The organism is Acinetobacter sp. YH01018 (genome assembly GCF_013420295.1).
Taxonomy (GTDB): Bacteria; Pseudomonadota; Gammaproteobacteria; order Pseudomonadales; family Moraxellaceae; genus Acinetobacter.
On sequence record NZ_VOYL01000032.1, the window covers coordinates 12,988 to 33,526 of the forward strand.

17 protein-coding genes, 1 tRNA gene and 4 pseudogenes are annotated in these 20,539 nt (G+C 41.6%); 14 read left to right on the forward strand and 8 right to left on the reverse strand.

Going from position 1 to position 20,539, the window contains the following annotated elements:
• Complete coding sequence (locus FTT83_RS11060) at positions 1-1,278, forward strand: GGDEF domain-containing protein (protein ID WP_180042725.1); 1,278 nt, start codon at positions 1-3, stop codon at positions 1,276-1,278.
• A gap of 55 nt (positions 1,279-1,333) precedes the next feature.
• Here FTT83_RS11060 and argG read toward each other — a convergent pair whose 3' ends face one another.
• Positions 1,334-2,677, reverse strand: coding sequence for an argininosuccinate synthase (argG, locus tag FTT83_RS11065; protein WP_086194957.1), 1,344 nt, complete (start codon positions 2,675-2,677; stop codon positions 1,334-1,336).
• 749 nt (positions 2,678-3,426) lie between these two features.
• On the opposite strand from argG, the gene lldP reads away from it, so the two are divergent.
• The 6 genes from lldP to FTT83_RS11095 all read left to right on the forward strand — a co-directional run bounded on the left by lldP (position 3,427) and on the right by FTT83_RS11095 (position 11,593).
• Positions 3,427-5,103 (forward strand): L-lactate permease, encoded by a 1,677-nt coding sequence (gene lldP, locus FTT83_RS11070; protein WP_180176386.1) that lies wholly within the window; start codon positions 3,427-3,429, stop codon positions 5,101-5,103.
• Positions 5,104-5,135: 32 nt separating this feature from the next.
• A complete protein-coding gene (gene lldR, locus FTT83_RS11075) occupies positions 5,136-5,879 on the forward strand; it encodes a transcriptional regulator LldR (RefSeq protein WP_180042745.1) in 744 nt (247 codons plus the stop codon).
• A 2-nt stretch (positions 5,880-5,881) separates the two neighbouring features.
• Positions 5,882-7,036, forward strand: coding sequence for an FMN-dependent L-lactate dehydrogenase LldD (gene lldD, locus FTT83_RS11080; RefSeq protein ID WP_180176387.1), 1,155 nt, complete (start codon positions 5,882-5,884; stop codon positions 7,034-7,036).
• A gap of 443 nt (positions 7,037-7,479) precedes the next feature.
• Positions 7,480-9,189 carry a D-lactate dehydrogenase gene (gene dld / locus FTT83_RS11085; RefSeq protein WP_180176388.1) on the forward strand — a complete coding sequence of 570 codons (1,710 nt, stop codon included), beginning with the start codon at positions 7,480-7,482 and terminating at the stop codon, positions 9,187-9,189.
• Positions 9,190-9,372: 183 nt separating this feature from the next.
• Entirely contained in the window at positions 9,373-11,406 is a 2,034-nt protein-coding gene (locus tag FTT83_RS11090) for an NADPH-dependent 2,4-dienoyl-CoA reductase (RefSeq protein WP_180176389.1), read from the forward strand.
• Between the two features lie 97 nt (positions 11,407-11,503).
• Positions 11,504-11,593 (forward strand) — tRNA-Ser (locus FTT83_RS11095).
• A gap of 103 nt (positions 11,594-11,696) precedes the next feature.
• Here FTT83_RS11095 and FTT83_RS16090 read toward each other — a convergent pair.
• From FTT83_RS16090 to FTT83_RS11115, 4 genes are all read right to left on the reverse strand, one after another.
• Complete coding sequence (locus FTT83_RS16090) at positions 11,697-11,885, reverse strand: hypothetical protein (RefSeq protein WP_257234888.1); 189 nt, start codon at positions 11,883-11,885, stop codon at positions 11,697-11,699.
• Positions 11,886-12,493: 608 nt separating this feature from the next.
• Positions 12,494-12,802, reverse strand: a complete 309-nt coding sequence (locus FTT83_RS11105) for a NifB/NifX family molybdenum-iron cluster-binding protein (protein ID WP_180176390.1) — start codon at positions 12,800-12,802, stop codon at positions 12,494-12,496.
• 72 nt (positions 12,803-12,874) lie between these two features.
• On the reverse strand, positions 12,875-13,135 hold the full coding sequence (locus FTT83_RS11110) for a DNA-binding transcriptional regulator (protein WP_166171018.1): 261 nt from the start codon (positions 13,133-13,135) through the stop codon (positions 12,875-12,877).
• A 253-nt stretch (positions 13,136-13,388) separates the two neighbouring features.
• A complete protein-coding gene (locus FTT83_RS11115) occupies positions 13,389-13,859 on the reverse strand; it encodes a DUF2946 family protein (protein ID WP_218948880.1) in 471 nt (156 codons plus the stop codon).
• A gap of 270 nt (positions 13,860-14,129) precedes the next feature.
• On the opposite strand from FTT83_RS11115, the gene FTT83_RS11120 reads away from it, so the two are divergent.
• The 6 genes from FTT83_RS11120 to FTT83_RS11145 all read left to right on the forward strand — a co-directional run bounded on the left by FTT83_RS11120 (position 14,130) and on the right by FTT83_RS11145 (position 18,581).
• Positions 14,130-14,477 carry a rhodanese-like domain-containing protein gene (locus tag FTT83_RS11120; protein WP_180042717.1) on the forward strand — a complete coding sequence of 116 codons (348 nt, stop codon included), beginning with the start codon at positions 14,130-14,132 and terminating at the stop codon, positions 14,475-14,477.
• Positions 14,478-14,853: 376 nt separating this feature from the next.
• On the forward strand, positions 14,854-15,312 hold the full coding sequence (locus FTT83_RS11125) for a DUF2946 family protein (protein WP_373456108.1): 459 nt from the start codon (positions 14,854-14,856) through the stop codon (positions 15,310-15,312).
• Between the two features lie 260 nt (positions 15,313-15,572).
• Positions 15,573-17,018, forward strand: a complete 1,446-nt coding sequence (locus FTT83_RS11130) for a cytochrome ubiquinol oxidase subunit I (protein WP_180042715.1) — start codon at positions 15,573-15,575, stop codon at positions 17,016-17,018.
• Positions 17,015-18,019, forward strand: coding sequence for a cytochrome d ubiquinol oxidase subunit II (gene cydB / locus FTT83_RS11135; protein WP_180042714.1), 1,005 nt, complete (start codon positions 17,015-17,017; stop codon positions 18,017-18,019). Before FTT83_RS11130 ends, cydB begins: the two co-directional genes overlap by 4 nt.
• Positions 18,020-18,028: 9 nt before the next feature.
• Positions 18,029-18,136: a DUF2474 family protein gene (locus FTT83_RS11140; RefSeq protein ID WP_004973777.1), complete on the forward strand. Its 108-nt coding sequence runs from the start codon at positions 18,029-18,031 to the stop codon at positions 18,134-18,136.
• Between the two features lie 127 nt (positions 18,137-18,263).
• Positions 18,264-18,581, forward strand: a complete 318-nt coding sequence (locus FTT83_RS11145) for a hypothetical protein (protein WP_086194969.1) — start codon at positions 18,264-18,266, stop codon at positions 18,579-18,581.
• 394 nt (positions 18,582-18,975) lie between these two features.
• Here FTT83_RS11145 and FTT83_RS16095 read toward each other — a convergent pair.
• Positions 18,976-19,123, reverse strand: a pseudogene (locus tag FTT83_RS16095) (MFS transporter); the annotation flags it as partial.
• A 106-nt stretch (positions 19,124-19,229) separates the two neighbouring features.
• On the opposite strand from FTT83_RS16095, the pseudogene FTT83_RS16100 reads away from it, so the two are divergent.
• Positions 19,230-19,490, forward strand: a pseudogene (locus tag FTT83_RS16100) (LysR substrate-binding domain-containing protein); the annotation flags it as partial.
• A gap of 347 nt (positions 19,491-19,837) precedes the next feature.
• Here the strand turns inward: FTT83_RS16100 and FTT83_RS11155 are convergent.
• Both FTT83_RS11155 and FTT83_RS11160 read right to left on the reverse strand, forming a co-directional pair.
• A pseudogene (locus tag FTT83_RS11155) lies at positions 19,838-20,413 on the reverse strand (methyltransferase); the annotation flags it as partial.
• A 22-nt stretch (positions 20,414-20,435) separates the two neighbouring features.
• Positions 20,436-20,539 (reverse strand): annotated as a pseudogene (locus FTT83_RS11160) (IS982 family transposase); the annotation flags it as partial.

Sequence of the window (20,539 nt, forward strand, 5' to 3'; positions counted from 1 at the left end):
ATGGAATCCAAGTATAATCTAGCGAAATTACAATATGATAAAGAAAAAATAGAAGAGCTGATTATACGGCAAAGTCAGCGTATAGGTCAGGTTTTTCCCAAAAAAATGGAACAGGAATTTTGGTCGAAAAATTTGGAGCGTGCCCGTAAGCATGTACAAAAATATCTGTGGGGCGGCGTTTTATCTTACTTTATTTTTATTCTGGTGATTTTGCCCAGCGACTACTGGGTGATTGACAAACAGTATATCAGGCATGATTTTCTGAACTGTAGCCTAGGTTTGGCCAATGGTGCTGTATGCCTGCTGATTTTATTTTCTTTTTCACATTTTCCCAAATTGCGTCCCTATTTTTCTCTGGCTTCCATGGTGCTTATGTTTTGGGCCATGATTTCCATGTCCTGGTTGACTTTGACCGTAGAAACTGTTGCCTTACGCCAACAAGGTATGGCCATTCTATGCATGATTTACATCATGGGTTCCCTTATTTCCGGGGTAAAACCATTTCAGATGTTGATGACCGGATTTTTAGCGGCTTCGCTGACAGTCATTCTGTTTTTTCTGCTTCATGTTGATTTTGATGCCGTAGTACTTGGTCGTATTCTTTTTGGCAGTTGTGTGTTTGGTTATGTGATTAGTCATATGATTTTTGCGCGTGAACGAATGATTTATCTGTTTACAATGCGAACCAAAATTAGTGAAAAAATGCATCGGATTCATAATTCGGAATTATTGCATTTAAGTCAGCATGATGACCTGACTAAAATCTCAAACCGTCGTAGTTTCGATGAAATGATGGAAGTGTTTTACGAGCAGACCCGTCAAGAACAAAGTGATTTGGCGATCCTGTTTATTGATATTGATTTTTTTAAAAACTATAACGATTTTTATGGGCACCAAAAAGGCGATGATGTGATTTCCTCTATCGCCAAATCAATTAAAAATGCCATTCGGCATATGGATTTCGTAGCGCGCTATGGCGGGGAAGAGTTTGTCGTATTGTTGCCTGAAACGGATGCTCATGGTGCTTATGCCGTAGCCTCAAATATATTTAAGGCCATCGAGCGTTTAGAAATTCCACACGAAAAATCTTTAATCTCCAATTTTATTACCATCAGCTTGGGCATTACTGTTTATCATGGCGAGACCGAGCTGAGTAAAGAAGAGTTGTTGGAAATTGCTGATCAGGCTTTATATCGTGCCAAGCACTTAGGCCGTAACCAGATTTATTATCAATCTATTCGCTCAAATATTCCTGACACTGAATTAATCAAATCATAAACGGGTCAGATAAAAAAACCGCTCTTTCGAGCGGTTTTTTTGACCTAAAACAAACTTATTTGTTTTTGTCTTTTAATTGAGGAACAGCTGAACCAGTACCTACAGAAAGTAAGCCTGCACCTGTATAGATCCCCAATTTTGCACGCGTATCCGTGATATCAAGGTTACGCATCGTCAATTGACCAATACGGTCAGCAGGGCTAAACATAGAATCACCTTTCTCCATGGTTAAACGCTCAGCTTCATAAGTAAGGTTAGGTGATTCAGTGTTCATAATTGTGTAGTCATTACCGCGACGAAGCTCTAAAGTCACGGTACCTGTGATGGCTTTCGCTACCCAGCGCTGTGCAGTTTCACGAAGCATCAGCGCTTGAGAATCGAACCAGCGACCTTGATACAATAAACGACCTAAACGCAGACCGTTGATACGGTATTGTTCAATGGTGTCTTCGTTATGAATACCAGTCACAAGACGCTCGTAAGCGATGTGAAGAAGTGCCATACCTGGTGCTTCATAAATACCGCGAGATTTCGCTTCGATGATACGGTTTTCGATCTGGTCAGACATACCTAGACCGTGACGACCACCGATACGGTTGGCTTCAAGAATGAACTCAACTGGATCTTCAATGCGTTGACCGTTAATCGCAACAGGGAAACCTTCTTCAAAAGTAATTGATACTTCTTCAGGTTTGATTTCGACTTCTTCTTTCCAGAATGCAACGCCCATGATTGGGTCAACGATTTTGATACCGGCATTTAAGTATTCAAGATCTTTCGCTTCGTGAGTCGCACCCAGCATGTTTGAGTCAGTTGAGTAAGCTTTTTCTTTTGACATTTTATAGTCAAAGCCGTTGTCGATCAGGAATTGTGACATTTCCGCACGACCACCAAGCTCATCAATAAAGGTTTGGTCTAACCAAGGTTTGTAAATTTTAAGCGCAGGATTAGTCAACAAGCCATAACGGTAGAAACGTTCAATGTCGTTACCTTTATAAGTTGAACCATCACCCCAGATGTTGACATCATCTTCTTTCATTGCGGTAACAAGCATGGTACCGGTTACTGCACGACCCAATGGCGTAGTGTTGAAGTAAGGAACACCACCAGTGCTGATATGGAAAGCGCCACATTGAATCGCAGCAATACCTTCTAATGCAAGTTGTAAGCGGCAATCAACCAAGCGAGCTTTTACTGCGCCATACGCTTCCGCTTTTTTCGGAATCGCATCATAGTCGTCTTCATCAGGCTGACCCAGGTTTGCTGTATAAGCATAAGGTTCTGCGCCTTTTTGTTTCATCCACAATAGAGCAGCTGAAGTATCTAGACCACCAGAGAAGGCAATACCAACTTTTTTGCCTACTGGGACATTCTGCAAGATAGTTGCATTATCAGACATTGTTAATCCTAACGATATGAAATAGGCACCGAGAAATTTGGTGGCCCAAGAAAATACACATTTCTTCAATTGTAGCACTATTTTATTTCTAATGGTTTTACAAAAGAAAATCTCGTTGAAAATTTGAAATTGATAGATTCAATATATGGTTATAAGCAAAGATTTTGATTAAATCGTGAAGCAGAGCAGAGTTGTGGCTTATAAACAGGAGTTAAAAGGAAGGTGGATAACAATTTTGAGCAGCACATTGAAAGTTTGACCGCTTGCAACATGTCCGCACATTTTATTTCCTCTCAGAATGGCTTTCTGTCGCACCTGTTATTTGTATCTAATTATCCAGGATCTAATGATCAGTATCTATGCTTGTTATAATACGCTTGTTATCAATAGTGCTTTGCTTTGAGTAATCATCATTCAAATAATCCATATTATCGACTAAAGTATTAGATGATTGTCCCGGATTTTTTATTTTTCTAAAAAAATAATAAAAATGAAATAATTAAAAATATCTGAGTGAATTTTAATCAGTGCAGTCTGTATAAATTTTAAATATTTCATGTATTATATTGGTATGACCAATTTTAAATAAGAAATTGCTTATTGATCTTTATTTGGTTAAAAAGTAGCATATTTAAAGTTTATTGATATATTTTTTTAATTAAATGATTATTGGTCATACCAGTTAAGATGTTAATTGGTAGGTGATCAGACCATTTTGTATTCTGGAAAAGCATTTCAAGGAGAGGACAATGCTTCAACAATGGCAACAGATTTACGATCCTATGGGCAATATCTGGCTCTCCAGTTTGATTGCCCTGATTCCCATCATTTTCTTCTTTTTAGCGCTTGCGGTATTCCGCATGAAAGGTAGTGTAGCGGGAACAATTACCGTGATCCTGGCGCTGCTGGTTTCATTATTTTCCTATCAGATGCCGGTCGTGATGGCTTTTGCATCAATGATTTACGGTTTTTTCTATGGTTTGTGGCCCATTGCCTGGATCATCATCGGCGCCGTATTTCTGTATAAAATTTCGGTTAAAACAGGGCAGTTCGATATTATTCGTTCTTCCATCCTGTCCATTACCGAAGATCAGCGCTTACAAATGCTCTTTGTGGGTTTTGCCTTTGGTACTTTCCTGGAAGGTGCGGCAGGTTTTGGTGCTCCGGTTGCCATTACTGCTGCATTGCTGGTGGGATTAGGTTTTAAACCCTTATATGCAGCGGGCTTATGTCTGATTGTCAATACTGCACCGGTTGCCTTCGGCGCAATGGGGATTCCCATTATCGTGGCCGGGCAGGTTTCAGGTGTAGATACCCATGAAATTAGCCAGATGGTCGGACGTCAGTTACCGTTTATGGTACCCATTGTTCTATTCTGGATTATGGCGATTATGGATGGCTGGCGTGGTGTGAAAGAAACCTGGCCAGCGGTAATTGTGGGAGGTGGATCATTCGCGCTTGCACAATATTTAACCTCTAACTTTGTAGGTCCTGAACTGCCAGATATTACCGCTGCAATTGCTTCACTTATTTCTTTAACAATTTTGCTTAAATTCTGGCAACCGAAACATATTTTCCGTTTTGCAGACCAAGATGCAAATGTTGATGAATCAGCTGCTCAACAGCTCGCAGCTCAAAAACAGCAAAAATATAGCATTGCTCAAATTGCCAAGGCATGGTCACCATTTGCCATTTTAACCGCGATGGTCACCATCTGGAGTATCAAGCCCTTTAAGGATTTATTTGCCAAAGATGGTGCTCTGCATGATCTGGTGATTTCCATCAAGGTGCCGTATTTGCATCAGCTGATCCAGAAGATGCCGCCAGTGGTCCCTGAAATTAAGGACTACGATGCGATTTATAAATTTGACTGGATTTCTGCCACAGGCACAGCCATTTTCATTGCCGCCATCATCACCATCATTTTCCTGAAAATGAAGCCAAAAGCAGCAGTGATCACCTTTGGCGAAACCATCAATGAATTGAAAGTCCCTATTTATTCGATTGGTATGGTACTGGCCTTTGCCTTTATTGCTAATTATTCAGGCATGTCGGCCACGCTGGCTTTAGCACTAGCACATACAGGGCAGGCATTTACTTTCTTCTCGCCATTTTTGGGCTGGATAGGCGTGTTCCTGACCGGTTCAGACACATCTGCCAATGCACTGTTCTCGGCACTTCAGGCCACCACGGCACAACAGATTGGCGTGCCAGAAGTATTGCTGGTTGCGGCCAATACTAGTGGTGGTGTAACCGGGAAAATGATTTCACCTCAATCGATTGCAATTGCCTGTGCTGCCGTAGGTCTGGTCGGTAAAGAATCTGATTTGTTCCGCTTTACCGTGAAACATAGTATCTCCTTTACCGTGATGATTGGTATTATCATCACATTACAAGCCTATGTGTTCCCATGGATGATTCCATAAACTGGAATTGATGCAAGAGTAGAGAAATGCAGATGAAAGTTTCCGACCAAGCCGTACAGCAGCTCCGCATGTTGATTGAACAGAGCAATATGCAGGTTGGAGACCGTTTGCCTGCAGAACGTAAATTATGTGAACAGCTCGGAGTGTCGCGTTCATCGTTGCGTGAAGCCATTCAGCATTTGGTCAGTACGGGCATGTTGCTGAGCAAGGCTGGCTCGGGAACTTTTTTGCAGTTGCTACCGAGTACTTGGACCAATCATCAAATTGTAGAGCCTTTAAGCAATCTGATTGATCAAGACCCGGCTTACCGTTTTGATGTGCAGGAAGCCCGCAGCGTTTTAGAGGGTGGTACCGCCTGGTATGCCGCTCAGCGTGCCACAGCAGCAGACCTAGAAAATATTCGCCGCTGTTACGATCGGATTGCCCATTATCAATCTATTGGGGATGATGACCAGTCAGCAAAAGCGGATGCTGAATTCCATTTAGCCATTGCCGAAGCCTCACATAATTTAGTGCTAATACAGATGATGCGCAGCCTATTTGACCTGTTGAAATACAACGTGGTTTTAGGCCGACGCAAAGTCTATAGCGAATCGCACCGTTTTGATCAATTGCATGATCAGCACTTTCAGGTGATGGATGCAATTGAACGCCGTGATCCTGATGCTGCACGCAGTGCAGTCTGTGGACACATTGAGTTTGTAGTACAACAGGTACGCTTGATTGATGAAGAAGAAGCTCGTCGCCAACGTGCCAGTAGATTAAACAGGATATAAGCATGATTATTTCTTCTGCGAATGATTATCGTGAAGCTGCGAAACGCCGGTTGCCCCCTTTTCTTTTTCACTATATTGATGGTGGTGCATACGCGGAATATACACTAAAGCGTAATGTGGAAGATTTATCAAAAATTGCGTTGAGACAACGTGTACTGAATGACATGTCGCAGTTAAGTCTGGAAACCAAACTGTTTGATGAAACCCTGTCGATGCCGGTGGCATTGTCACCAGTCGGTTTAACCGGTATGTATGCGCGTCGCGGGGAAGTTCAGGCGGCAGTGGCAGCAGATAAAAAAGGCATTCCTTTTACACTATCAACCGTTTCAGTCTGTCCGATCGAAGAAGTGGCTCCAGCAATTCAGCGTCCAATGTGGTTCCAGTTGTATGTGCTGCGTGACCGTGGCTTTATGAAAAATGCTCTGGAACGTGCCAAAGCGGCAGGTTGCTCAACGTTAGTATTTACAGTAGATATGCCTGTGCCGGGCGCGCGTTACCGAGATGCCCACTCGGGTATGAGCGGGCCAAATGCAGCAATGCGCCGTTATATGCAATCCTGTTTCCATCCGCATTGGGCCTGGAATGTTGGCTTGATGGGACGTCCACATGACTTGGGCAATATTTCTAAATACTTGGGTAAACCGACGGGTCTTGAAGATTATATTGGCTGGTTAGGTTCTAACTTTGATCCCTCGATTTCCTGGAAAGATCTGGAATGGATTCGTGAGTTCTGGGATGGTCCAATGGTGATCAAGGGTATTTTGGACCCTGAAGATGCCAAAGATGCGGTACGTTTCGGTGCAGATGGTATTGTGGTGTCGAATCACGGTGGCCGTCAGCTGGATGGTGTTTTATCTTCCGCGCGTGCTTTGCCGCCAATTGCCGATGCGGTTAAAGGTGATATCAAAATTCTAGCCGATTCGGGTATCCGTAATGGTCTGGATGTGGTGCGTATGCTGGCCTTGGGTGCCGATACCTGTATGTTGGGTCGTGCCTTTGTCTATGCACTGGGCGCTGCCGGTGGTGAGGGTGTTTCCAATCTGCTCGAATTGATTGATAAGGAAATGCGTGTAGCAATGACGCTGACCGGTGCCAAAACCATTGGCGATATTACTTCTGATTGTTTGGTGAAGTTAGATAGAGAGTTGGCTGAGTGATGATTACCTAAACTCTTGTTTGGAAAGAAGGAGTTCCCCTCTTTATTAAAGAGGGGTTAGGGGAGATTTTGAGAATTTATAAATTAATAAATTCTAGAAAAATAGCTTCGTAATTTTTTCTCCCAGTATCTGTTAAGCATATAGATAATAAATTGAAGCAAGATGAGTTTAGAGGGAGTCTTATCGTGAAAAAGCAACTATTGGGAGCTCAGCTGTTACTTTGGTTTTGCCCAAAGTAACCAAAGGCATTTGTCATCCGTTGAACTCGTCAAATAACAAAACGAATTAATCTCTCGCAGAAACATTGAGGTCCTATTTCAGTCTGCCTCAAACAGCAACGGATGACGTTTTCGTGTATCAAATGTTAGTTATGATGATATTTCTAAAGCGTATTAAAAGAGCGGCGAGTAGCTTAAAAATGACTTTAGAAAAGGATTAGAAATATGTTCACTCAATCAAATTCACAGCAAACCATTCAAAAACTCATCCACATTGTCGGCAAGCAACATGTATTCACGGATGACAATGACACACGATTATACCGTCAAGGTCGTCGTTACGGTTCCGGCCAAGTGCTGGCCGTGGTCGTCCCGGGTTCATTGCTGGAACAGTGGCAAGTCTTGCAGGCTGCGGTGGACGCAGACTGTATTGTGATTATGCAGGCTGCCAATACCGGGCTTACCGGTGGATCAACCCCTTTTGGCGATGATTATGACCGTCCTGTGATTTTGATCAACACTCGACGCTTGGTTGGCATTCAAGTGATTAATGATGCGAAGCAAGTGGTTTGTTTGCCCGGTGCAACACTAGACAAACTGGAAAAAGAACTGGCAGTGTTTAATCGTGAGCCGCATTCGGTGATTGGTTCCTCCTGTATAGGTGCATCGGTTTTAGGTGGAGTCTGCAATAACTCGGGCGGTGCGCTGGTTCGCCGTGGACCTGCTTATACGGAACTTGCCCTGTATGCCCGAGTAAATGAATCGGGACAACTGGAACTTATCAATCATTTGGGCATCCAGCTCGGTTCAACGCCAGAAGAAATTTTATCTAATCTTGAAAATCAGCAATATCAATTGGCTGATATTAAAAATGATCAGCATTGCTGTGCTTCGGATCATCGTTACGCCCATGACGTGACTCAAGTTGATGAGAACACGCCTGCGCGTTTTAATGCCGATCCATCACGTTTGTATGAAGCGTCAGGTTCAGCAGGGAAAGTCTGCGTGTTTGCGGTACGTTTGGATACCTTTGAAAAAATTCCCAGTCAGGTGTTTTATGTCGGCACCAATACCCAGCAAGATTTAACCGCAATCCGCCGTTTTCTACTCACGGGTTTAGCGCGTTTACCGATTGCGGGCGAATATATTCACCGGGTAGCTTACGATATTGGTGCTGAATATGGCAAAGATACCTTCATGTTTATCGAAAAATTCGGAACAGCCAAAGTACCGGCGGCTTTTGCCATGAAAGATAAGGTCGATGGCTACCTGGAAAAAGTTGGCATGAAAGGGCTGTCTGATAAAGTCCTGCAAATGCTGAGCAAATTTTTACCGTCGCATTTACCGAAACGCATGAATGAATTCCGCGATTTGTATGAGCATCATCTGGTACTGCGCATCGAAAATCAGGATGTAGAACAGGTTCAGCAATTTTTACAGCACTATTTTTCATCTCATAACACTGGAAATTATTTCCACTGTACCGAAGAAGAAGGACGTAAAGCCTTTTTACATCGTTTTGCTGTAGCTGGAGCTGCCATTCGTTATCGCGACACCCATCGTTCAGAAGTAGAAGATATTGTCGCACTGGACATTGCCTTACGCCGTAATGACCGTGAATGGGTAGAAACTTTGCCGAAGGAAATGGATGAGCTGATTATCCATAAACTGTATTATGGTCATTTTTTATGTCATGTCTTTCATCAGGACTATATTGTGAAAAAAGGTGTTGATCCTTTAGCCATAGAACATCAAATGTGGAGTTTACTGGATGAACGCGGGGCTGAATATCCTGCAGAACATAATGTCGGGCATTTATATGTGGCCAAGCCTGCACTAAAAAATCATTATCAAAAACTGGATCCGACCAATAGCTTTAATGTGGGGATTGGTCATACCTCCAAATTAAAATACTGGAATCAAGAAACAAATTAAAAAACTGAATTATAATAAAAAATAACGGGTTCTATCTCAGGCGCAGTCTAAGCACTGCGCTTTTTTTTTATGAAAAATTGACTGTTTCGTCAGACAATGTGTAAAACAAGTCATAAACAAAAGAATAAAAATAGGTAAAGTAATATGCAACAAGTTGCAAAGCCAATATATAAAGGATTCATCATGACAACTCGCTATGCAAATATATTAAAACCGCTACATTTGGGCTTTACGACCATTAAAAACCGTGTCGTGATGGGTTCCATGCATACCGGTCTGGAAGACCGTTTTTATAATTATCCTAAATTGGCCGCATATTTTGGCGAACGGGCAAAAGGTGGTGTGGGTCTGATTATCACTGGAGGGATTTCCCCAAACCGTCAGGGCTGGTTGCTTCCTGCGGGTGGTACCATGAATAATTTGGCGGATGTGGCGCCGCATCGTTTGGTCACACATGCTGTACATAAGCATGGTGCAAAAATTTTAATGCAGATTTTGCATTCTGGCCGTTATGGCTATCAGCCTTTTGTGGTTTCTGCCAGTCCAATCAAGTCACCGATTTCACCTTTTAAACCGCGTCAAATGAGTGAAAAGCAGATTTTAGAGACTATTGAGGATTATGCACACACGGCCAGCATTGCCAAAAAAGCCGGCTATGATGGTGTGGAAATTATGGGTTCTGAAGGCTATTTGCTGAATCAGTTTTTAAGCCGTCATGTCAATCAGCGTAGCGACCACTGGGGCGGTGACATTGAAAACCGCATGCGTTTGGCAGTAGAAATTGTCAAAGCCATTCGGGAAAAAGTCGGTGAAAAATTTATTATCTGTTTCCGTTTGTCCATGCTCGATTTAGTACATGATGGCAACACCATGCAGGAAGTGATTACGGTGGCACAGGCTTTGGAAAAAGCCGGGGTTACTTTGCTGAATACAGGGATTGGCTGGCATGAAGCCCGTATTCCGACCATTGTCACTTCCGTACCGCGTGCAGCGTTTGCCGATTACACGGCAGAAGTGAAAAAGCATGTCGCTATTCCTGTGATTGCCTCTAACCGGATTAACATGCCTGAAACGGCCGAAGTCATTTTGGCGGCTGGAAAAGCCGATATGGTGCAGATGGCGCGACCATTGTTGGCGGATGCCTTCTGGGTCAGCAAGACTGCCACCAATCGGGTAGATGAAATTAATACCTGTATTGCCTGTAACCAGGCTTGCTTGGACCACACCTTTAAAAATAAACGTGCAACCTGTCTGGTCAATCCACGTGCAGCTTATGAAACGGAACTGGTGTATGTAAAAACCAAAGTACCGAAAAAAATTGCTGTTGTTGGTGGTGGTGTGGCAGGCATGTCGGCTGCAACAGTAGCTGCAAGTCGTGGTCATAAAGTCACATTATTTGAAGCCAGTCATGAGGTGGGTGGACAGTTCAATCTGGCTAAAGTGGTACCGGGTAAAGAAGAATTCCATGAAACCATCCGTTATTTTAAAGTTCAAATTGAAAGAACTGGGGTAGAACTGCGCTTAAATACTAAAGTGAACCGTGAACAACTGGAACGTGAAGGCTTTGATGAGGTCGTGGTTGCGACTGGAGTTGTTCCGCGTGCCTTAAATATTGAAGGTAGTCAGGCACCGCAAGTGTTGTCTTATGCAGAAGTGTTACGTGGAGCAGCAGTTGGCAATCGGGTGGCAGTGATTGGTGCCGGTGGTATTGGTTTTGATGTATCCGAGTTTTTATTAAAACCTGAACATCAGTCACAGCCGCAACCTCTGGCTGACTGGCAACGGGAGTGGGGCATTGATCCGAATCCGAACTATACTTCTGAGGGTGGCATACAAGCTGCCGAAGTGGCTCATCCTGTCCGTGAAATTTATCTCTTGCAACGTAAAACGACACCGCTGGGGATTGGCTTGGGTAAAACCACAGGTTGGGTGCATCGTGCGCAATTGAAAAAACACGCTGTGAAGATGCTACGTGGTGTGCAGTACAAGTCTGTGACCAATGAAGGTTTATGGATTGAAACCAATGGCCACGATCAATTGTTACGTGTAGATACTGTGGTAGTGTGTGCAGGACAGGAATCGGTCAAAGACATTATGCCAACGGCGGATGAATTTACCTTGGCGAATTACCATATTATTGGTGGTGCCAAACTGGCGGCAGAGCTTGATGCAAAGCGTGCAATTCGTGAGGGTGCCGAATTGGCAGCCAAATTATAATTTTTAAAGTTAATTTGGTGAAACAATATTCATTTGAATAGTTTGCTTGTAATTTTTACTTGTCAGTTTTTAAAAAGATCCGTATTATGGCGCACATGGAAGCGTGGCAGAGCGGTTTAATGCACCGGTCTTGAAAACCGACGAGGGTGTGAGTCCTCCGTGAGTTCGAATCTCACCGCTTCCGCCAAATTTAAGATAAAGCCCTAATCATTGATCGGGGCTTTGTTGTTTTTAGGGTTATGCAAGGTAAGTCGATAATAAGCAGAATAAAAACCTAGCTTAAGTTCAAGTTATTGATCAAGCCTAAATACAATTTCAAATTGAGTACCGTCCCAAACAGTTAATTTACCAATCCAATTTGTTTTTGCATTAAATCTTTTCGGGTATTGGCTGCCATCTTTACCCTCTAAAATATTTTGAAAATCAGAACTGTTATTGAGCATTGCTATAATTGGTCTAATTTTTAAGTTTTCTTCCAAAGCAAGATCAAGATTTCTCTTAAACTCATTACGTCAATTGCCCGACCATCTATCAATACGGTCACGATAGACCTGTTTTCTTTCAGTTGGGTGTTTAGACAATAAAGGTTTATGTCCCCATAAACTAACAACTAGCTCATTGTTAGAGCTAATTGAAGATACCGACCAGTTCGGATTCTTAAGATCAGCATTAAATTTTTAAATTCAGAAATGATACCCAAAAAATAGCCTTATTCAATTTTACCCTTATTTAAAATATTCTGATTAGTATAAATTACAAGTATTTAATGGTAATAAATATATGATATTAAAACTATTTTTTGGGTACACATGGGTGTACATGTTGGAACTGAACCAGTTAAAAAAATTACATTGGAATAGAGTGGTTAGAGCTAGGAGATTTAAGTCAGATTAAATTAGACGGCAGAGCGATATTGTGAATACAGCATTTATCCTAGGTTGAGTCGGGATAGAAAACATTTCAGGCTACGTTGCCGCTACACATGGTGTGATAGTTCGTATACTTCTTAATAATTAGAAATTTAAATAAGAGACCCTACTGATGCAGGGTCTTTTATTTAAGTTAAGATGATATGAATCTAAATTGTTTATTTAGTTGAAACCAAACTGCAGATAAATTGTTCTGGTTCAATTTCTGTAGTCACGATGACATGTACACCAATATTTCTGAGCTTTTCTCGTAATCGATCTCCGATTCCTGTAGTCACAAATATGTCCATAGGCAAAAGTTTTTCGAGTACTTCTCTAGACTGGGAAAAAGACTCTTCTTTTTCCACTTCAATAAGCTGTTTGTCAGTCACTTTTTCATCTTTTAATTCATATTTCCAGAATTTTCGACATTTTCCAGCATGTGGAGTAATGTGACGCCGATTCTGGGATGTAATTACAATTAACATGGAGTGTCTTCCAAACCAATATTGATTTAAATTGATGATAATCATAAGGGTTTAAATTATTCCCGATTATCATCAAGCTAGATTTTCCAGTACAAATTGAGGCGACTTTATAAATAGTTTGATCAAAGCCTGTGCCGAACTTGAGGGATGACGCACTCCGCGTTCCCAGCTCTCCAAGGTACGGGCAGAAATACACAGTTTGGCCGCCAGTTCTGTCTGTGAAATATTAAGGGCATGTCTGATCCGGACAATCTGTTGCGCCAAATCCAGACAACAGCCGCTATTAAAATCATTTTTTTGCGAGTGTGCATGATCATGCTGAAGTAGATTCATCATTATCTCCTCCTTATGGATACATCAAAAAGTTGTAATAACACTTTAAAAAAATCCGAAAGTAATTAAGACGGTACCAACTGAACTCAAAGCAGGTTTGAGCACAGTTAAACTAAACGTCATGATCACCTATTACGGATTGGACCACTGTGGCTGAAGATGTGGGTTACGAGATGCCTATGCGATAGATAGAGCCATACTGCATCGATATTCAAACGTAGGCAGACTACTCAGCGATACCACATCTGTTGATTTAGTGGGTGAGTGTTAAAGGAGGAGCACGGCCCTGAGGAATCAGGAACCATGGAGCGGGTGGGGTCAGTACATGCGGGACAGAGGTACTGAAGAACAGAAGTAAGGTCTGAGTTCTGACCAGTACTGGTCTGAGCTTGGTGTCCAGTAGCGGTAGGGTATAGCTGTGCACCAGACAGAACTGGCAGTCATGAGTGGTGTGTGAATCATTCTGCTGTTGGTGTGGTGCATGCCGATCCTGCACGTCGGTGACGACCTGTACATCGTTCTGATCTGCTGCACTGGTGTGATGGACGTGTGGATGGGATGTTGGAAAATTAAGAGTTTTGTGAGTGCTATTAACTTCTAGATCTAATGCAACGGCAACAGTTTTACATACCGAAAAAACACTGTGCTTTTCTGGCAATAAAGGCTGCAGGAACACAGCGATCTGTAACAAGATTGCGGATAATCCCAACAATCTTCCCAACATTATGAGCACTTCACTACGCTTTTATGGATATTGCATGAATTATAATATAACAAAATATGAAATTTAGAACTGAAAAAAAATAAGCTATTACATTAATTCTAATCTGTTATTAAACATAGTTTTATTTTTCTACTGGATTTGAAGGCATCATCTATTTTTAAGCATAAACTTAGAGTTCAATCCAATATTGATTTATAGTGATTTTAATCGTTATTTTTATTCTATATTCTTATAAATTATAGATAAGAATTGTTTTGATAGAGAGAAATCATGTTTAACATTCTGATGTATGTCCCTTGGGGCAAGGTGCCTGAAACCCCGACAAAGAAATTATGGGAGCAACGAGGAAATGTACAAATTGTGGATGTTCGAACTGAGCAAGAATTTAAACACAGCCATATAGAAGGTGCCGTCAATTTGCCGATTACCCGGTTTACAGAACCTGCAATACGCTCATTAGGTCTCAAAACAGATCAACCTGTTGTAACAATCTGTTTATCAGCACACCGGAGCATTCCTGCGACACGTAAACTTGCCAAGATGGGGTATTCGGTCTCACAGTTAAAAGGTGGCATGAAATCCTGGTGGAAAAATGACTTGCCGTGTATCGAAAATTAAAGGCTAAATCTGCAGTAAGAGATGTTTTATTTAAATAAATAAAACAAGTTTGTCTGGTCCGAGGGGCAAGATTTTTTAATCCTCAAACACATCTATTAGGAATGCATGACGCTTTTCCTGGCTAGAACAAAAAATAGCGTCTCTTATTTAAAATTTCCTTTCATGCATTTCAATTCAGTAAATTTTTTTGTGGACACTCTTTAGTCAATAAATAAACATATTCGGCAGTTTATACAGAACAAGTTTATTTTTTATTTTAAGTCTTTAATTTAATTCACCTTTCGTTTAATTTTTTTGCTTTTCAAAACTGGCTATATGTTATATATTTATAAAGTGAAAAGTTGAGTAAATACGTAGGAATTTATTCTGAAATTTCATGTTTTTATTCAATGTATCCCTCTTAATTCGATTCCAGTCGAGAGAAAGTTTGCTGAAGCGAAGTGGATTTTTTATTGCATTTGCAGTTTTACTTCTGCAAATCGCAGTATATTTACAGCCTCTGCTGCCGGAAAAATTTCACATTGCTCCGGTCTGTATGTCGATTACCCACAATCTTCTTTCGTCTGCTGACCATCATGCCCACTCGGCTCATCATGAGCTGCTCAAGGATTTGATTCCTCAACACTCCCAAGATCACAATCAGCATAATCACCAGTGCCAATACTGCACTGTCTATGGTGATTTGGTACTGCCATTTAAACTGGGAATTGATGAAGTTCTGGACCGGATTCAGGTTCGACTAAATTTCTATCAGTCGTTCTTCCGGCATGTCTATTTCAGCTTGCAGAAGCTGTATTTGCTGCCGCAGGGCAGAGCACCACCTTTGACTTTTTAGGACACGATTGGTCACGTCAAACAGTTGTTTTGTTTGCACTACACAACATCTTAAAGAGTTTTAATCATGAAAATTCAGTTTTCGCTGTTCGCTAACAGCGTAATGGTTTCGTTCGCCCTCAAAAAAGTCTATAGCGTATCCAGTATACGGGTTGCATCTCTATACCAGAGGATCAATGTCCGGCAAGGTGTGTCAGTTTCACTGCATCAATCAGCGCCGTTGATGTCCTGCCCGCATTCAAGTAATCAGCAGGAGGCAGCATGAATTTAGGGCTAACCGCGCTGGAACTGTCGCGTATCCAGTTTGCATTTACCGTATCATTTCATATTATTTTTCCGGCAATTTCTATTGGTTTAGCCAGTTTTCTGGCCGTTCTGGAATGGCGTTGGCTTAAAACCAATGATCCGGTATACCGGGACTTATTCAAGTTCTGGATCAAGGTTTTTGCCCTGTCCTTTGGTATGGGCGTAGTCTCCGGTGTGGTGATGAGCTATCAATTTGGCACCAACTGGAGTGAATTTGCACGGATTTCCGGCAGTGTCACAGGACCATTACTCGCTTATGAGGTTTTAAGTGCATTTTTCCTTGAAGCCGGTTTTCTGGGGATTATGCTATTTGGTTGGGGGCGAGTGGGACCGAAAACCCATTTTTTCGCAACATTGATGGTGGCTATAGGTACCTGTATTTCAATGTTCTGGATTCTGTCCTCGAATAGCTGGATGCAAACCCCTCAGGGCTTTACTATAGAAAATGGCATTATTGTCCCGCAAGACTGGTTTGCCATTGTCTTTAATCCATCTTTCCCCTATCGATTAGCACATATGGCAATGGCCTCTTTTCTGGTTTCTGCTTTGCTTGTCGCTGCCACAGCCGCATTTCATTTATTAAAAGGCCGTCGTGATGCCTTGGTAAAAAAATCATTTTCCATGGCCATGTGGATGATTGTGGCATTGGCACCTCTACAAATGTTTGTGGGAGATATGCATGGCCTGAATACGCTTGAACATCAACCGGCCAAACTGGCAGCTATAGAAGGACACTGGGAAACCAATAAAGATCATGGCATGCCTTTATATCTATTTGGTATTCCCGATATGCAGGCTGAAGAAACCAAGTATGCGATCGGTATTCCGAACCTGGGCAGTCTGATTATGACGCATAGCTTAAATGGTGAAGTCAAAGGCTTAAAGGAATTTGCTCCTGTAGACCGTCCAAACTCACTGGTCATATTCTGGAGTTTCCGGATTATGGTCGGACTTGGGGTACTGATGATGCTGATGGCCATCATTGGTTTATGGTTAAGAAAAACCGGAAAATTTTATGAAACACCATGGTTCCATAAATTTTCTTTATACATGGGTTTATCTGGATTTATCGCTTTACTCGCTGGTTGGTTTACCACTGAAGTCGGTCGTCAACCTTGGGTGGTTTATGGCATTTTACGGACCAAAGATACTCTTTCTCCCGTTTCAGCAGAGCAGGTGGGTTTAACCCTGATCATTTTTGTAATGGTCTACTTTATTGTGTTTGGTGTTGGCATTTTCTACATGCTGAAACTGATGCGTAAAGGTCCGGAGTTTATACATTCGGCACCCCATAGTGAGCAGGCGGTCATACAGGCATCAAAACGTCCTTTAAGTACGATTGATGAGGAAAACGATCTGGATCAAGTAAATTCTACACAATCTCAGGAGAATCAAAAATGATCGATTTATCATTAATTTGGATTCTAATTATTGGATTAGGAGTGCTGATCTATGTCGTGCTGGATGGCTTTGACCTCGGTATCGGTATCCTATTTCCTTTTATTTCCGATCGCCAGGAACGTGATGTTATGATGAATACCGTCGCACCTGTCTGGGATGGTAATGAAACCTGGATGGTACTGGGTGGTGCAGGATTATTTGCTGCATTTCCCTTGGTGTATTCCACTGTGTTATCGGCTCTGTATATACCCATTATTCTGATGCTGATCGCGCTGATTTTCAGGGGAGTTGCCTTCGAATTCCGGTTTAAGGCCAATAAAACCAAATCTCTTTGGGATCAAGCTTTTATTTTGGGATCGATCTTCAGTTCTTTTTTTCAGGGCGTGATTTTGGGTGCCTACATTCAGGGCATTAAAACCACGAATGGTATCTATACTGGCGGTGGTCTGGACTGGTTAACACCTTTTTCCCTGTTTACTGGTTTAAGTGTGGTTGTACTGTATGCAACCCTGGGATGTGGCTGGTTGATCTTTAAAACCGAAAAAATGCTGCAGAATCGCATGTTTGAACTGATGCCAAAACTGCTCATCGCATTATTGCTGATTTTTGCCTGTGTCAGTATTTATACGCCTTTGCTTCATCATGAAATTGCAGCGCGCTGGTTCAGTCAACCACAACTCTTTTATTTTAGCCCGGTTCCCGTACTGGTTCTGCTGTTTACTTTCCTGGCAATCAAAGCCTGTAAGCAGCGCAAAGAGTTCCTGCCATTCATTTATACTTTGGCTCTGGTAATTCTCGCTTATAGCGGTTTTCTGATTAGTTTATGGCCTTATGTCATTCCACCATCCATCACTATCTGGGAGGCTGCAGCACCTGCCAGTAGTCAATTATTTGCCCTTATTGGCGCATTGATCTTAATTCCGATCATTCTTATTTATACCGGACTATCGTATTGGATTTTCAGGGATAAAGTGCGTGTGGGTGATGAAGGTTATCATTAAGGAGGCTGAATGAAAATTTCTGAATTGAAATGGTTTATTGGCTTATGGCTGGCTGGTTTTTTAAGCTTGGCCTTGGTTGCAGGGCTATTTAGACTGCTGTTGAAATTGGCGTATTAAGTTTTAAACACAGATCAGTGGGAGTTCTTACTGGTCTGCTGAATAAAGATACGGTATGTTAATCATGAAGCTGTTCATGGAATTGAACCAATTGAATCAGACAATTCATATCAATCAGGAGTCGATAATGAAAAAATATCTTTTTTGTGTAGGCATTGAATTTAAAAAGGCATCTGATCCATCGGAATCTTATGCGTATGTGACAGCTTATTTAGGCGCAAAAAACATCGATGAAGCAATTCAACGGGTGAAAAAACAGCTGGAGCAAGAAGGAAATGAAATCCTGTTTGTCCGTGGTTGTTGGGTCGTCGATTCAGACTGTGATGATGGTTTCTGTCCAACAGATGAGAGTAAAGTACTTGCAAAAAATGACTTGCTCTTTAATGACCAGATCTTGTTTGGAAAGTTACAGGAATGGTCTATCGATAATAACTACGAATACTAATTTCGTGAGCGATGCATCAGTTGGTTTTTTCTTTCTGATGTATCGTGCTTTATCCCAGTCCATGTATGGTCAGTGATGAACAAGAACTATACTCGGTAACAGACAGAACATCATCTGATTCAAATAGCTGTGGATAATGCTGATTACATCCTAGTAGTGAAAAGCATTTACAAAGAGTTTGAAGAATACTAAAAAGAATAACAAGAAAAGCAATCCTTGTTCGCTAGAACTCATCAGAGTCTTAACATAAAAGCTATTCCAATCTTATCGGAATTACGCTGAAAATCGTAAATTGCAGTTGAGATGTAAATTTCAAACTGTTTTTGTCATGTAGAAGTTTCTATATTCACAGACCTCATAAAATATGAAGGGGTATATTTTTTCCTTCCAGTAGTTAAATTGCTTTTGCATCTTTTTTATGCAGCCATAACAGAGATAAGGCCGAGAGAATAATCCAAGGCAGGAGAGCAATATTCATGATTTGCCATCCCCCAAATATCCAATAAAGCTCCAGCACTGAAAGAACAGGCTAACCCGACAATGGGAGTGGAAGCTGGTCTGGACTTGTCGCTGAAAAATTAATGGGAGAAGAAACGTTTCCCCGTCTGTTCACCCACCTTTTATCAAGCATATTTAGAGCAATTAAAGTCTCCTGAAGGATTGTTAAATTTACCTTTAATTCATGATCTCTCAATGGATCATCACTCTGGTTTCACGACTTGGGATACATGGCTGTATTTTCATCAGATCACTAATGAGGATAATCCACGGGGCCTCAAAATCAATAATTCAGCTGCGGTATTACAGGCTGCAATTAATGGTCAAGGAGTAGCACTCGCGAGAAGTGTCATGGTCTATGATGATTTAAGAGCAGGGCGTCTGGTCCGCCTGTATCCAGAAATAAAATGACCTTCCACTTTGGCTTATTATGTTGTTTACAGAGAAGAATGCCGTACTTTACCCAAGCTGAGTGCATTTAAAGACTGGCTGATACAGCAGGCTCAACAGGCTGATATTTTGGAGTTAATTTGACGATGCGCTGATGAATAAGTCCCGCCGGGTCCCAATTTTAAAAAACGTGTCGATGATATTGCAGAGCCGACTGTCATTGATATGGTTCAGCTATAGCTTCCTAATTCATCCTAAAATAGAATAGGTGGAAAAGCGGCGACTGATTTAACTGTAGTCGCTTTATTTTTTAATAGTTTCGATTTTAGCTAAACGCCTTTTAAAGTTTTTCAATATTGCAGCCGCTTTTAATCCATCAATTCCACCTTCACCAAAACCAAAGCAATCCTTTCAATCTGCTGATAAGCAGGCTGATCCAGTTCTTCACCAAAAACATCGGGATCAATTTCTTCATAACACCAATGGATACTCGGTTGAGACAGCATTAATTTTTCAAGCTGTTGTAAAAAAGGATTACCGTTTGGACGAATAGCTACACCCGTATATAAAAATAAACATCCTTGAGGATTAAGCCGCTGAATGCCTTCTTTTACAATATTGAAGGCGAGTTCATTACCATCGAGTTGATTTCCACCATGCCGATATTGACGCTGATCTGCATCCATTAAATAAGGTGGATTGGCAAAAATAAGATCGAACTGTCCTGCAAGATGAGTAAATAAATTGCTGTAAACCGGAGTGATATTATTTAAACCTGCAAAGCTGGCATTGATTTGACTATACAACAATGCTTTCGGATTAAGATCCGACACGGTTATTTCATTAAAGTCTGGATAATCTTTGGCCAGACTAATAGCAGCAGCCGAACTGCCACAGCACAATTCCACAGCACGTTTAAATGAATGGGGCCGAGCTGCTAAATAACCTGAGTTCGACGAAATCTGCTTAGCCTTTTAGCATATTTTGGAAAGTTGGCTTATTGGGATTCAAACAATAAGCCACTACAGCAGCCATGATATTCACCATGAAGTTATTTACCGAACGATGAC

What these genes read in the sequence shown, in the direction of transcription:
- dld (WP_180176388.1), top strand. Translation starts at nt 7,480, where the DNA reads ATGTTCACTCAATCAAATTCACAGCAAACCATTCAAAAACTCATCCAC.
- lldP (WP_180176386.1), top strand. Translation starts at nt 3,427, where the DNA reads ATGCTTCAACAATGGCAACAGATTTACGATCCTATGGGCAATATCTGG.
- FTT83_RS11105 (WP_180176390.1), bottom strand. Translation starts at nt 12,802, where the DNA reads ATGTTAATTGTAATTACATCCCAGAATCGGCGTCACATTACTCCACAT.
- FTT83_RS11140 (WP_004973777.1), top strand. Translation starts at nt 18,029, where the DNA reads ATGAAAATTTCTGAATTGAAATGGTTTATTGGCTTATGGCTGGCTGGT.
- lldR (WP_180042745.1), top strand. Translation starts at nt 5,136, where the DNA reads ATGAAAGTTTCCGACCAAGCCGTACAGCAGCTCCGCATGTTGATTGAA.
- FTT83_RS11060 (WP_180042725.1), top strand. Translation starts at nt 1, where the DNA reads ATGGAATCCAAGTATAATCTAGCGAAATTACAATATGATAAAGAAAAA.
- FTT83_RS11120 (WP_180042717.1), top strand. Translation starts at nt 14,130, where the DNA reads ATGTTTAACATTCTGATGTATGTCCCTTGGGGCAAGGTGCCTGAAACC.
- FTT83_RS11125 (WP_373456108.1), top strand. Translation starts at nt 14,854, where the DNA reads ATGTTTTTATTCAATGTATCCCTCTTAATTCGATTCCAGTCGAGAGAA.
- FTT83_RS11090 (WP_180176389.1), top strand. Translation starts at nt 9,373, where the DNA reads ATGACAACTCGCTATGCAAATATATTAAAACCGCTACATTTGGGCTTT.
- FTT83_RS11145 (WP_086194969.1), top strand. Translation starts at nt 18,264, where the DNA reads ATGAAAAAATATCTTTTTTGTGTAGGCATTGAATTTAAAAAGGCATCT.
- lldD (WP_180176387.1), top strand. Translation starts at nt 5,882, where the DNA reads ATGATTATTTCTTCTGCGAATGATTATCGTGAAGCTGCGAAACGCCGG.
- FTT83_RS11130 (WP_180042715.1), top strand. Translation starts at nt 15,573, where the DNA reads ATGAATTTAGGGCTAACCGCGCTGGAACTGTCGCGTATCCAGTTTGCA.
- cydB (WP_180042714.1), top strand. Translation starts at nt 17,015, where the DNA reads ATGATCGATTTATCATTAATTTGGATTCTAATTATTGGATTAGGAGTG.
- FTT83_RS11115 (WP_218948880.1), bottom strand. Translation starts at nt 13,859, where the DNA reads ATGTTGGGAAGATTGTTGGGATTATCCGCAATCTTGTTACAGATCGCT.
- FTT83_RS11110 (WP_166171018.1), bottom strand. Translation starts at nt 13,135, where the DNA reads ATGAATCTACTTCAGCATGATCATGCACACTCGCAAAAAAATGATTTT.
- argG (WP_086194957.1), bottom strand. Translation starts at nt 2,677, where the DNA reads ATGTCTGATAATGCAACTATCTTGCAGAATGTCCCAGTAGGCAAAAAA.